Genomic DNA, 13,642 nt, shown 5'->3' with positions numbered 1-13,642 from the left:
ACCAGTGCCGGGGCCTGCGCCGTGAGGGCGGCCAACGTGACGCGGCCGTCCTTCAGGAGGCTGCGGAGCAGGTCCGCCTGCCGCGGGTTCTCGGCAATGCCGGCGCGCCACCGCTCCGACAGTGTCCACCGCAGCCGGGCAGCACCGCTGGCAATATGGGCATTGTCCGCCAGGCGGTATTCGGCTTCGAGCTGGCGCAGGGCATCGCCGTCGGACATTGCCAGGTAGTCGTCGCCGCTGATCATGGCTTCGAGGGCCGACTGCCACCAGGCGAGTTCCAGCTCCGAGGCAACGGACTCCGCGGGCACTTCACGATCCGCCAGGTCGGCGAGCAGTTCCCCGAGCCCGTGCTCGCGCATGTTCTCGATGAGCAGCGTGCGCTCCGGGAGGGTCTTGAGCGTCCGGGTGTCGGCCACAAGCCGCTCCAGGCGTTCCATCAATTCCTCGTACGGAGTGTTCTGGAGGTCCCCGCCTGCTGCCGTGTGCTTCACGGCGGCACCCAGCTGCGCCAGCTCGCGTTCCAGGCTGCGGTACATCACGTTCACTTCGCCCAGGCCGGAAGGCACTGCCGGATGACGCTGCGTGGTGGCGTAGTCCGCCCAGAGCGCCCGCTGCTCCTGGACAAGCACCAAGGAGCTGTGGAGGTCGGCGATGTGGACGCCGGGACGGACGTATTCCTTGGCCACGCGGCGGAGGCGGGAACGCTGCATGGAGGGCATCTCGATGTTGCGTTCGCGGCGCCACGGGGAGGTGGCCGTCGCGGAGATGAGGTCGTGGACCGGACGGTCGAAGATGTCCGGGGTGAACTTGTCCAGGCTCTCCCTGACTGCCATCAGCAACTCGAGCTGGGCACCCCATTCGGAGAAGGTCGCACCCAGGCGGATCTGTGCGTGCTCTGCCACGTCGTTCATCCGGTGACGCAGCACGGGGAGGTTCTTCCCAACCGTACGCGCAACGTCCTGCGCTTCCTCGGTTTCCTTGCGGGTCAGGAGCCGCGCTCCGTGCCAGGGGCTGGCAGTCGCGGCCCGGCTGAAACTGCCCAATTCGGCCGCACGGTGAAGGCGGCCGGCCAGTTCCTCACGGTCGCGGATGTTGTCCAGGACACTTCGCTTGAGGCGCACTGTGGTGGCGGGAGCAGGCTGGATGGACGTCAGCTCAGCAAGCGACTGCATGGCCTGGTAGGGCGAGCAACCCCACCGCTGGCGGACGTTGTGCAGGGAGTCCACATGGTCCATGAGAGCGTGGCGGTGCTCGGCAAGGGTGGTGTGCAGGTTTTCCAGCTGGGGCTGAAGGGACTTTTCGTTCCGCATAATGGACCGGACCAGCTGTCCCTTGAGCTGCAGGGGCGTGACCGTTCCGGAGAGCGCAAACAGGATGGACTCCAGGCCCAGCGTCTCAAGCTGGGCCCCGATCTCGCTGAGGCTGGCGCGGCGGTCACCCACCACAAGGACGGTCTTGCCTTCGTCCACCAGGGCGCCGATGGTGTTGATGGCAGTCTGGGTCTGGCCCGTTCCCGGCGGGCTGCTGACGAGGAGGGAGTCCCCGGCGCGCACGGCGTCCACCACGTACTGCTGGTCCGAGTCGGCGTCGAGAAGCAGCAGTTCCTGGGCCGGGTCGCGCTGGTCGATGTCCTGGAAGCGGTCCTCCGCCAGTTCGGCCACGTCCACGGCCTCGCCGGCGGCGGTACGGGCCAGGGCAGCGACGAGGGCGTTGTTCTGGTTGATCCACGGGTCTTCAAGGTTCCCCGACAGGTCCGCGAAGGTTGAAACGAGCAGGTTGTGCTCCACCTCGGCCCCGTGGATGGGCTTGATGAGCGTGCCCAGGCGGTCCAGGACCGGCAGGGGGTCGAACCGGGCCGTGCTGTAGGCCATCCGGGTCACAGCGTTGACGTCGAAAACAATGCCGTGGATGGTCTTCAGGTGCCGGATGAGCGCCGGATTGATCTGCGCCTGCTCCGTGAGCTGGAGTTCGTAGTCGTCCTCGCCCGGACGGACGGTCAACGAAATGGCGGTGAGCATCACAGGAGCGGACACCCGCTGCGGCTTTCCGCCCACAGCCGACGTCCAGGACACCGTACCGGCCGAAAAATACCCGGCATCGATGCCGCGGTCGTTGCTGAGCTCGAAAATCTTGGAGCGAAGGTTGCGCGAGGCCCGGGCGGCCACCACGTACTGATCGTGGTCGCGGATCAGCGTGGACAGGCGGGTGCGCCGCCCCGCCATGAGCTGCGCCAGTCCGGAGGGATGCGCATGCGTGAGGTCGATGGAGCCTTCCGGGGTCTTGGTGAAACGAAGCATTGTGTCTGCTCCGGTGACCGGCTTAAGCCCGGACAGCCACTTCCTGAGCTCCTCGGAGCCCTCTGGGAGGCCTTGACCAACTGACACTACTGCCTTCTTTTCTGCGCTTGCACGTGACGCCCTGGACCATACCGGCATACTTTCGAGCGTAGCCCGAATCGGGGCCCAGTGAGGGTCCGCAACACTGGAGCGGGCCAAAATTGAGCCGGATAAAGCGAGAATAAAGCAAAGTGGCCGGCCTCATCCCTGAGACCGGCCACTCACACTGCTATTCCCACTCGATGGTTCCCGGCGGCTTGCTGGTCACGTCGAGCACTACCCGGTTGACGCCTTCCACCTCGTTGGTGATGCGGTTGGAGATTTTCGCCAGCAGGTCGTACGGAAGCCGTGACCAGTCGGCGGTCATGGCGTCTTCGGACGACACGGGACGGAGAACGATCGGGTGGCCGTAGGTACGGCCGTCACCCATGACGCCGACGCTGCGGACGTCCGCCAGCAGCACCACCGGCATCTGCCATACCTCGTTGTCCAGGCCGGCCGCGGTCAGCTCGGCACGGGCGATGGCATCAGCCTTGCGCAGCAGGTCAAGGCGTTCCTTGGTCACTTCGCCGACGATGCGGATGCCGAGCCCCGGGCCGGGGAAAGGCTGGCGACCGACGATTTCCTGCGGCAGTCCCAGCTGGGCGCCCACGGCGCGGACCTCGTCCTTGAACAGGGCCCGCAGCGGCTCAACGAGCTCGAACTGCAGGTCTTCCGGCAGGCCGCCCACGTTGTGGTGGCTCTTGATGTTCGCAGCACCCTCTCCGCCGCCGGATTCGACGACGTCGGGGTACAGGGTGCCCTGGACGAGGAACTTGATCTTTTCGCCGTGCGCAGCGGCTTCGGCGATGATGGCCAGTTCGGCTTCTTCGAAGGCGCGAATGAACTCGCGGCCGATGATCTTGCGTTTGGTCTCCGGATCGCTGACCCCGGCCAGTGCCGCCTGGAACCGCTCCTGCTCGTTGGCAACGTAGAGCTTGACGCCCGTGGCTGCCACGAAGTCGCGTTCAACCTGCTCGGCCTCGCCCTCGCGCAGCAGCCCGTGGTCCACGAACACGCAGGTCAGCTGGTCGCCCACGGCACGCTGGACCAGGGCAGCCGCGACAGCCGAATCCACGCCGCCGGAAAGGCCGCAAATGACCCTGGCATCACCGATCTGCTTGCGGATGCGGTCCACCTGTTCCTCGAGGATGTTCCCCGTGGTCCAGTTCGGTTCCAGCTTGGCGCCCTTGAACAGGAAGTTCTCGAGCACCTGCTGGCCGTAAGCCGAGTGCTTTACCTCGGGGTGCCACTGCACGCCGTAGAGGCATTTCTCTTCGTTGGCGAAGGCGGCAACCTCGGCGCCCGCCGTCGTCGCGAGCACTTCGAAGCCCTCAGGCGCCTCGTGCACGGAGTCGCCGTGGCTCATCCAGGTGTTCTGGTGCTGCGGCATTCCTTCGAGGACCGAGCGGCCCTCTCCCAGGAGGGTGGTTTGCGTGGAACCGTACTCACGCAGGCCGGTCTTGTCGACCTTTCCGCCCAGGGCGTTGGCCATGGCCTGGAAGCCGTAGCAAATGCCGAAGACGGGGATCCCGGCTTCAAAGAGGTCGGCACCCACACTTGGAGCACCTTCCGCGTACACGCTGGAAGGGCCGCCGGAAAGGATGATGGCAGCGGGGTCCTTAGCCAGGAGCTGCTCGGTGCTGTACGTGTGCGGAACCACTTCCGAATACACGTTTGCTTCCCGGACGCGGCGTGCAATCAGCTGCGCGTACTGGGCACCGTAGTCAACAACCAGCACCGGCTTCTGGGAAGTCTGGGATGCAGTGGGAGTAGTCACCGTCCTAGACTACTTGGGCGTTTGCCCCGTCGCACCTTGAGACGGCTGTCCGCGGCGTAAAACCACTCCCGCGTTAGGGATCTCACACCGGCGCGGGTCAGTAGCGCTTGGACGCCTGCGGATTCGCTGCGAGTTCCGCTTCCACCTCTGCGTGGAACTTCTTCTCCACGAAGAAGGACAGGAACGGAACCACACCGCCCAGTGCGAGGATGATCAGTTTCGCTAACGGCCACCGCATCAGCGACCACAGGCGGAAGTTGGACATCAGGTACACGACGTACATCCAGCCGTGCACAATGAGCACCGCCACGGAGAGGTTCACTCCCCCGAGGACGCCCTGCGGCTCGGCGTCGGCGAACCCGAAGCCAAACGGCTGGCCCGTCACCGCGTTGGTTCCACCGGCGAACAGGTACTGGCCGAAGGCGTACCGCGCAATCAGTTCGGCGCAGAGCAGCAGCAGCATTCCGCCCGTCATGTACGCCAGGACCTTGTAGAACTTGAGTGCGGACCGGATCTGGGCTTCCGTTCCGCCGAACCTGCGCTTCTTCACGGTGCCCTTTTTTGCGGTGCCTGATCCGCTGGTCTCGGTTGGCTGTGGCTGGATGGCCGGCTTGGGATCGATCATGGCTGTACCTTTTGTTCAGACGGGCTGGGTTGTTCAGGCGGGCTGGGTTGTTCAGGCGGGCTGGAATTTTCCGGTGTGCTGGCGTGGGGCTCGGCCGGCGGAGGCCCGGCGTCGTGTTCGTCGTGTTCGTCGTCGAGCTCGTCCTCAAGGTCGCGGCGGTAGTCGTCCTTCACCATGCGCCACCAGATGAACAACGCGAAGCCGGCGAAAACGATCCACTCCACGGAGTAGAAGAGGTTGAGCCAGTTCACCTGCTGGGCCGGGGGCTGCGGACCAATGCGCAAGGGTTTCAGTTCACTGCTGACAGCCGCCGGGCTGACGTCCGTGCCTCCCGCCAGCTCGGAAGTGGCTGCCACGAACCCCGGATAGCTGCTGACTTCCCAGACATTGATCAGTTCCGCCACGGAGACTGCCGTGGCGCGTCCGGCTTCGGGGGCAATGTTGGGCAGCGGGGCTTCGGACGGCAGGAGCCGTCCGGTCAGTTCAATAATGCCCGACGGCGGCGTGCCGGCTTCCGCGGGGTCCTCCACCCATCCGCGGGCCACCGGGATCCACGTTTGGGGCGACGCCCCGACGCCGTTGAGGACGGGGGCGTCCTGGACCGAAAATGCCGACACCACCCAGTAGCCCGTGGCGCCGTCGTAAAGCCGTCCCGGGACCAGCACTTGCTTGTCGGGGTCGTAGGATCCCTTGGCGGTGACCATTTGGTCCGCCACTGAGCCGTGAAAGAAGTCACCCGGTTGCAGCACTGTGGTGAGCGGCTTGCTCTCTTCGGTGCCGGTCGAAACGGGTGCTTCCGGCTGGGTTGACCGGCCGAATTGCCACTGGCTCAGCAGCACAAAAACCCCGGAAATGACGATCGCAAACACCAGGCCTGCGATCCAGCGGGGTTTGAGGGCAGTTTTCAACACCCATTAACCGTACTTCGTCCTTGTGTAGAACAACGAACCGCCGATTGCGCGAGCGGACAGCTGCGGGCCCTAGAGTGGGGCAGCCGGGTCCCTACGTGGCGACGAAGTCGACACGAAAGGGCCTGCCCCAATCTCTAGTGGTCGAAGAACACCAGGCTGGAGTTGATGAGTTCGGCGATGACCTCGGGGTCGTAGGCCCGGCGCAGGGATTCGCGGAACGACTCCTTGGACAGCGAGCGGGCCAGCGTGGCAAGTACTTCCAGGTGGTCCGAGAAGGAACTTGCCGGCGTCGCAATCAACAGGATGACCGTTGCCGGCCCGTCAGCCGCCCCGAAGTCCAAGGCATGTCCATACTTGGTGATGCCAACGGCAATCGACGTCCGGGACACGAACTCACTGCGGGCGTGCGGCAGCCCGACTCCGCCGGGCAGCCCCGTGGCCAGCTGGTGCTCCCGGGCGTTGACGTGCTTCAGGAAGCCGTCGAGGTCCGAGACGCGGCCGGCCGCGTAGAGCCGTTCGGCAAGCTGGGTGGCCGCATCCGTCTTGTCCTTGGCATCAAGCTCAAGAATCACCATTTCCGGTGTGGTGAGTTCGGCATCGTACCGGTCCAGTGGTTCCGCCAAGAGTTGTCCCTTCAGTGAGGCAGGAGGCGCGGGTCAGTTATCCGCCTTGTGTCAGCGCAACGGGACGATGTCCTCCACACCCAGCCGCGCGGCGTCGGCAGATTCATCGTCGGGCTGCTCCTGGCTCAGCCGTTCAGCTTCCACCCGGGCAAGGTAATGCTTGATTTCGCTTTCGCGCTGCGCATCGCTCCAGCCAAGAATTTCTCCCATCAGCTTAGCGACTACCGGGACAGCGGACACACCCCGGTCCCAGGACTCGATGGAAATGCGCGTCCTGCGGGTCAAAACGTCGTGTACATGACGCGCGCCTTCGTGCGTGGCCGCATAGACGGCCTCGGCCTGCAGGTAGTCGTCGGCGCCGGGCAGCGGTTCAGCCAGGGCCGGGTTCTCCTTGATGAGCGCCAGGACCTCCGTGGCCATCGATCCGTAACGGTTGAGGAGGTGCTCGATTCGGGCCACGTGCACGCCGTACTCTTCGGCCGTCCGGTTCCGGCGGTTCCACGCCGCCTTGAACCCGCTGGCACCCAGCAGCGGAATCGTATCGGTGCAGCTGGGGGCGACACGTTCGTCCATGCTTCGCGTCGCTTCATCGACGGCGTCCTTGGCCATGACGCGGTACGTGGTCCATTTTCCGCCCGCCACCACCACGAGGCCGGGCACCGGGTGGGCCACCACGTGTTCGCGGGACAGCTTGGCGGTCGAGTCGTTCTCCCCGGCAAGGAGCGGACGCAGCCCGGCATAGACTCCTTCCACGTCTTCTCTGGTCAACGGCCGCTTCAGCACCTTGTTGACGTGTTCAAGGATGTAATCGATGTCCTTGCTGGACGCCGCCGGGTGCGCTTTGTCCAGGTGCCAGTCGGTATCAGTGGTGCCGATGATCCAGTGCCGGCCCCAGGGGATCACGAACAGCACCGATTTCTCGGTCCGCAGGATCAGGCCGACGGTGGACTGGAACCGGTCGCGCGGCACCACGAGGTGGATGCCCTTGGACGCACGCACCTTCAACTGCCCGCGGTCGGTCACCATGGCCTGGGTTTCATCGGTCCACACGCCGGTGGCGTTGATGACCTGTTTGGCCCGGATGCTGAACGTGGAGCCGTCCTCGCGGTTGACCACCTTGGCGCCCACCACCCGCTCGCCTTCGCGCAGGAAGTCGACCACAGCCGTCTGGTTGACCGCGTGGGCGCCGTAGTACGCGGCTGTGCGGATCAGGTTGGCCACGTATTTGGCGTCGTCCACCTGGCCGTCGTAGTAGCGGATGGACCCGACAAACGCATCGTCTTTCAGGCTTGGCGCCGCACGCAGGGTCCCGCGGCGGCTCAGGTGCTTGTGGAAGGGCACGCCCCGCTGGTGGCCGCTGGAGATGGACATGACGTCGTAGAGGGCAATTCCGGCGCCCACATAGGGCCGCTCCAGGAAGGGCTTGGTCAGGGGGTAGAGGAACGGCACCGGCCGGGCCAGGTGGGGTGCGATCTCCGACAGCAGCAGGCCGCGTTCGTGAAGCGCCTCCTTGACCAGCCCGAAGTCCAGCATCTCGAGGTAGCGCAGACCGCCGTGGATGAGCTTGGACGAGCGCGACGACGTACCCGCGGCCCAGTCGCTGGCCTCCACGATGCCTACGCTCAGGCCGCGCGTGACGGCGTCCAAGGCGGCGCCCGTACCCACGATGCCACCGCCGACGATGAGGATGTCGAGTTCCTTGCCCGGCTCCATTGTTGCCTTGAGCGCCGCCATTGACGCCTCCCGGGCTGCGGGGCCGAGCGCCCCCTGGGCAAAGGACGAACCTCCGGAAGAACTGTTCATTTCACGCCTCCATCCGCATCAAACCTCGTAGTTCACCAGACTACTTCCTAGGCATGCGGATGGGCAGGCCCCGCTTAAGGCACTATGGGTGCCGGTTCCGGGGCGCCGGGACCGGCACCCACGGTGCCTTCAGCAGGAGGGTGCGTCAGTTTCCCGAGTAGGGGGATACTACGACGTCGACCCGCTGGAATTCCTTCAGGTCCGAATAGCCGGTGGTGGCCATCGACCGGCGCAGGGCACCGATCAGGTTGGACGTGCCGTTGGTGTGGTGGCCGGGCCCGAAGAGGACCTCCTCGAGCGGACCGACGGTGCCGACGTTGACCCTGTCGCCGCGCGGGAGTTCGAGGTGGTGTGCCTCCTGGCCCCAGTGCCAGCCCTTGCCCGGTGCTTCCTCGGCGCGGGCAAGCGCGCTGCCGAGCATAACGGCGTCAGCGCCCATGGCGATGGCCTTGACGATGTCACCGGAGGATCCCATGCCGCCGTCGGCAATAACGTGAACGTAGCGGCCGCCGGACTCGTCCATGTAGTCACGGCGCGCGGCGGCGACGTCGGAGATGGCGGAGGCCATCGGCGAATGGATGCCCAGCGCCCGGCGGGTGGTGGTGGTGGCACCGCCGCCGAAACCCACCAGAACACCGGCCGCGCCGGTGCGCATGAGGTGCAGCGCGGGCGTGTAGCCGGCGGCGCCGCCCACGATCACGGGGACGTCGAGCTCATAGATGAACTGCTTGAGGTTCAGCGGCTCGTGGTCCTTCGAGACGTGCTCTGCCGAGACGGTGGTTCCCCGGATGACGAAAATGTCCACGCCGGCTGCGACGACGGTTTTGTAGTGTTCCTGCGTGCGCTGCGGCGTCAGCGATCCGGCAACGGTCACCCCGGCTGCACGGATTTCGGCCAGGCGGGAGGTAATCAATTCGGGCTGGATGGGCGCCTGGTACAGCTCCTGCATCCGTCGGGTGACGGCGGGGCTGTTGGTCTCGTCCTCCAGGGCCGCGATCTGGTCGAGGACGGACTGGGGGTCCTCGTACCGGGTCCACAGCCCTTCCAGGTCCAGCACGCCGAGTCCGCCGAGGCGGCCCAGCGCAATGGCGGTCTCGGGCGACATGGCTGAATCCATGGGGGCCGCAATGACGGGCATGTCGAACTTGTAGGCATCTATCTGCCACGCGACGGAGACGTCCTTGGGATCACGCGTCCGACGGTTGGGGACGATCGCGATGTCATCCAGGGAGTAGGCACGACGCCCACGCTTGCCACGGCCAATCTCAATCTCATAGGTCACGTGACCACTTTACTTGACCACGCGGGATACGGCGGGGCGGCTCCCGCAAGACGGTCCGGAAACTGATAGTCCACACTTTATTGACCGCTTTTGTCAACTGTTTACAAGTCTAGAAAATACCCTTACGTTTACTCTCGGTTACCACCTGATCCACTACGTGACCATCCATCACTCCATCATCCGGGCCACCCTGTGCCCGATCCGAGAAAGAAGATCCCTTGGGAAGATCAGCTAGTGCATCCATCAGGCGCCACCGCGTCCTGGCCCTGTCGCTCGCCGCAGCAGTCGGTACCCTGGCCTTCGCCAGCTCACCGGTGTTCGCCACGACCGAAGCCGGGGAAGGGTCCGCGCCAGCCGCGGTCCAGAGTTCTCCGGTGCCGGGCGTGGCCGCCGGCGAGGCCTATACGAAGTTCATCGTGGACTACAAGGAGAGTGCGGCGAATGCCACCCCGAACGGCCGCGCCAACGCCTGGGGCAAGGCGGCCAAGTCACAGGGCGTGACCGTGAAGGAAGTGCGCACCCTGGCCACCGGCGGAACGCTGATCGAGGCGGACAAGGCCCTGTCCGGGCAGGCTGCCGAGGACTTCATGGCCGAAATTGCGGCGTCGGGTGCAGTCGAATCCGTCGAGCCTGACGCCCGGATGACCGTGGCGCTCACGCCCAATGATCCGCGCTACGGCGAACAGTGGGACTTCACCGCCACGAACGGGATGCGGATCCCCGGTGCGTGGGACGTTGCAACCGGAACCGGCGTGACGGTGGCCGTGATCGACACCGGCATCACCGCCCACCCGGACCTGGATGCGAATGTGCTCCCCGGTTATGACTTTGTCTCGGACGCCACCGCGGCACGGGACGGGAACGGACGGGACGCCAGTGCCCAGGACCAGGGCGACTGGTACGCAGCCGGCGAATGCGGCCAGACGACGGCCGGCAACAGTTCCTGGCACGGAACACACGTCGCCGGGACCATTTCCGCTGTGAGGGGAAACGCCACCGGGGTGGCCGGCGTCGCGCCCAACGCAAAAGTGGTGCCGGTCCGTGTCCTGGCAAAGTGCGGCGGTTCGCTCTCGGACATTGCCGATGCAATCATCTGGTCAGCCGGCGGCACCGTCTCGGGCATCCCGGCCAACGCCAACCCGGCCAAGGTGATCAACATGAGCCTGGGCGGTTCCGGCGCCTGCGGCAGCACCTACCAGGCGGCCATCGATTCGGCCGTCTCGCGCGGGGCCACGGTGGTGGTGGCAGCTGGCAACAGCAACCAGGATGCTTCCGGCTTCCGTCCCGCCAACTGCAACAGCGTGGTGAGCGTGGCCGCAAGCAATCCGAGCGGCACCCTCTCCTACTACTCCAACTTCGGCGCCTCGGTTGACCTGACCGCGCCGGGCGGCGATGTCAGGGTAACCGGCGGCGGAATCCTCTCCACCATCAACACCGGCACCACCACACCGTCCGCGGCCGGCTACGCCAACTACCAGGGCACGTCCATGGCCGCTCCGCACGTGGCCGGACTCGCCGCGCTGATTAAATCCAAGACGTCCTCGCTCACCCCGGCCCAGGTTGAATCCACCCTCAAGCAGGGAACCCGGGCCATGCCGGGCGGCTGCACCACCGGCTGCGGCGCGGGACTCTCGGACGCGACCAAGACCATGGGCCTGCTGGGCGGCACCACTCCCCCGCCGTCGGGCAACCTCCTGCTGAACCCGGGTTTCGAAGAGGGCGCAGTTTCCTGGACCTCTGACCACGCCGATACCTTTGAGACCGGCACGAACGCCCGGACGGGTTCCGGTTTCGCGGGACTCAACGGCTGGGGCCAGGCCACCTCCTACAAGCTGGACCAGGCGTTGGCAGTCCCCTCCACCGTGTCAGCCGCGTCGTTGTCCTTCTACCTCAAAGTGCAGTCGGACGAGACCACCGCAAGCTCGGCCTACGACACCCTGAAAGTCCAGGTGATCAGCGGTGGCACCACCACCACGCTCGCCTCGTACTCCAACCTCAACGAGTCCACCGGCTACGTCCAGAAGCAGCTGGACCTTTCCGCCTACAAGGGGAAGAGCGTGACCCTGCGCTTCCTGGGCGTCGAGGATTCATCGCTGTCGACGTACTTCTTCCTTGATGACACTGCCGTGACCACTTCCTAGCGTCCGCCATATCCGCTTCTGGCATAGCCAAGTCCGGAACCGCCGTCCGCGCAATGCTGCGCGGACGGCGGTTCCCTGCGCGGACGGCGGTTCCCTGTGCGGGCGTGGGTCCCCGGCGGCGCGGCCGGTCCCGCACGCGTCAGATGCCCTCGGCTTCGTCCACGGTGAGCTGGGATTCGAACATCCGGAAGTACCGGCCACGGAGCGCCACAAGCTCGCGGTGCGTGCCTTGTTCCACGATCCGGCCGTCTTCAAGCATGTAGACGATGTCAGCTTTCTCGATGGTGGCTAGCCGGTGGCTGATGGCGATGATGGTGCTGCTGCGGTCGGCGAAAAGCCGGGTGAAGATCCGGTGCTCGGCAAGGGCGTCAATCGCCGAGGTCGGCTCGTCCATCACCATGAAGGATGCGTTCCGATAGAAGTTCCGGGCCATCGCCAGCCGCTGCCACTGGCCGCCGCTCAAACCGCTTCCCTTCCGGCCCCGCGGATCCTCCATCCAGTTGCTGACGTGGTTGTCCAGGCCGTTCGGCAGTTTGTTGATGAACTCGAGGGCCTCGGCGTCGGACGCGGCCCGCCGGATCCGGTCTTCGTCCCGCGGTGAATCTATGTCGCCAAAGAGAATGTTCTCTGCCGCCGTCGCGAACTCGTACTTGAGGAACTCCTGGCTGAGGACCGCCAGGTGCCGGTGCCAGGACTTGACGTCGACGGCGGCGAGGTCGACGCCGTCGAGCAGTACCTGGCCGGAATCGGGGTGGTACAGTCCCGCCAGAATCCGGATCAGCGTTGACTTCCCGGCACCGTTCTCCCCCACGATGGCGATGTGCTGGCCCTCGCGGATGGTCATGCTGATGCCGCGGATCACCTCGATGTCGCTGCCTGTGTAGGTGAAGCGGATGTCCCGCAGCTCCACGGTTTTCGGAGCCTGCAGCAGCGGCGGGGCGTGGTCCGTGTGCACCGGCATCGCCATGAAGAGTTCGTAGTCTTTGAGGTTCGCCAGGTCCTCGTCGATGGAGCTCAACGAGGAAACGAGGTTGTTGGCCGTGGAGAGCGCCCTGCTGACGATCTGCTGGACGTAAAGGAACTGCCCCACCGGCTGGGCGCGGGCGATGATCTGGCCCACCACCCAGATCAGCGAAACGACCTCGGCGCCGTACTGCAGGGCGTCCGCCGCCAGCTGCTTGGGGATATAGCGCTTCTGGAAGTCCAGCCGCCGTTTCTCATCGGCGTCCCGGAGCAGGGAGCGAAGCCCCATGAGGTACCCGACGATTCCGTACAGGCGCATCTCGGCAATGTGCTGCGGCCGAAGCAGGTTCGTTTCGATCATCCGGCGCTGGCGGCGGGAGTCCACCTGCGTGTTCCAGTGGGCAATCTGTTCGCGGGAGAGTTTGAACTGCAGGTAGACGCTCGGGACGATGGCCACCAGGACGATCACGGCGATCCACCAGCTGACCAGCAGCAGTGCACCGACCGCAAGGATCACCGAGACAAGCTGCGTGAAGATCGCCGCGATCCGGTCAAGGACCCGGGCATAGGAATCGGAAAACCGCTTGGCGCGGTCGTACAGATCCACCGTTTCCTTGTCGTCGTACCGCCAGAACTCGAGTGCCAGGAACCGCTCATACATGAGGTCTCCCACAATGGCCCCCACCCTGAAGCTCATGAGCTGCTGGATGTACCGGTCCACGCTGCTGAAGGCGCCCCAGAACAGCCCCAGCGCGGCCGTGATGATGACATAGACAATCGCCTGCTGGCCGGCGGCGGCATCGCCGGCGTACGCGGCCGCCAACGCGGTGGTGGTCAGCGCCGCAAAGTAGGTGGTGACCAGGGGCAGGAGGGCCGAGATGAGCGAGCCCACCACCTTCATCACGACGGCGGCAGGAGAGGCCCGGAAGCTGACCCGCAGCACCTGCGCCACGGCCCGCGCATAGGGCCTAAGGGCCAGCCGCCGCTGGGGTTCCCTTTTCGGGTTTAGTTCGGCGGGGTGGCGTGGTTCGGACATGGCTCCAGCCTAATCCCGCGCACAGACACAAACAGGCCGCGGGGTCAGTTCCCCGCGGCCTGCTTGAAGAGGGTGGCCCACGGCGCCCGGGTTCCCTGGCCGC

General features: G+C 65.5%; 8 protein-coding genes. 1 reads left to right on the top strand and 7 read right to left on the bottom strand.

The window, feature by feature from the left end:
- Window positions 1–2,565: 2,565 nt before the first annotated feature.
- The 6 genes from guaA to PV761_RS05250 form a co-directional block, all read right to left on the bottom strand.
- On the bottom strand, window positions 2,566–4,155 hold the full coding sequence (gene guaA, locus PV761_RS05275) for a glutamine-hydrolyzing GMP synthase (RefSeq protein WP_347894939.1): 1,590 nt from the start codon (window positions 4,153–4,155) through the stop codon (window positions 2,566–2,568).
- Between the two features lie 97 nt (window positions 4,156–4,252).
- Entirely contained in the window at window positions 4,253–4,780 is a 528-nt protein-coding gene (locus PV761_RS05270; RefSeq protein WP_347894933.1) for a DUF3817 domain-containing protein, read from the bottom strand.
- On the bottom strand, window positions 4,777–5,691 hold the full coding sequence (locus tag PV761_RS05265; RefSeq protein WP_347894931.1) for an SURF1 family protein: 915 nt from the start codon (window positions 5,689–5,691) through the stop codon (window positions 4,777–4,779). The genes PV761_RS05270 and PV761_RS05265 overlap by 4 nt, the downstream gene beginning before the upstream one ends.
- Before the next feature lie 134 nt (window positions 5,692–5,825).
- Window positions 5,826–6,314 carry a PTS sugar transporter subunit IIA gene (locus PV761_RS05260; RefSeq protein WP_028269497.1) on the bottom strand — a complete coding sequence of 163 codons (489 nt, stop codon included), beginning with the start codon at window positions 6,312–6,314 and terminating at the stop codon, window positions 5,826–5,828.
- Window positions 6,315–6,365: 51 nt separating this feature from the next.
- Complete coding sequence (locus tag PV761_RS05255) at window positions 6,366–8,117, bottom strand: glycerol-3-phosphate dehydrogenase/oxidase (protein ID WP_028269498.1); 1,752 nt, start codon at window positions 8,115–8,117, stop codon at window positions 6,366–6,368.
- Window positions 8,118–8,262: 145 nt separating this feature from the next.
- Window positions 8,263–9,399: a GuaB3 family IMP dehydrogenase-related protein gene (locus tag PV761_RS05250; protein WP_028269499.1), complete on the bottom strand. Its 1,137-nt coding sequence runs from the start codon at window positions 9,397–9,399 to the stop codon at window positions 8,263–8,265.
- A gap of 218 nt (window positions 9,400–9,617) precedes the next feature.
- On the opposite strand from PV761_RS05250, the gene PV761_RS05245 reads away from it, so the two are divergent.
- Entirely contained in the window at window positions 9,618–11,540 is a 1,923-nt protein-coding gene (locus PV761_RS05245; RefSeq protein WP_347894928.1) for a S8 family serine peptidase, read from the top strand.
- A 139-nt stretch (window positions 11,541–11,679) separates the two neighbouring features.
- Here PV761_RS05245 and PV761_RS05240 read toward each other — a convergent pair whose 3' ends face one another.
- A complete protein-coding gene (locus PV761_RS05240; RefSeq protein WP_028269501.1) occupies window positions 11,680–13,539 on the bottom strand; it encodes an ABC transporter ATP-binding protein in 1,860 nt (619 codons plus the stop codon).
- Window positions 13,540–13,642 lie beyond the last annotated feature (103 nt).

The organism is Arthrobacter sp. CC3 (assembly GCF_039907775.1).
Taxonomy (GTDB): Bacteria; Actinomycetota; Actinomycetes; order Actinomycetales; family Micrococcaceae; genus Arthrobacter.
This window is presented reverse-complemented; position numbering and strand designations above follow the sequence as displayed.

Coding starts and splice junctions, on each gene's coding strand:
- PV761_RS05270 (WP_347894933.1), bottom strand. CDS start 4,780: ATGATCGATCCCAAGCCGGCCATCCAGCCACAGCCAACCGAGACCAGC.
- PV761_RS05255 (WP_028269498.1), bottom strand. CDS start 8,117: ATGAACAGTTCTTCCGGAGGTTCGTCCTTTGCCCAGGGGGCGCTCGGC.
- PV761_RS05240 (WP_028269501.1), bottom strand. CDS start 13,539: ATGTCCGAACCACGCCACCCCGCCGAACTAAACCCGAAAAGGGAACCC.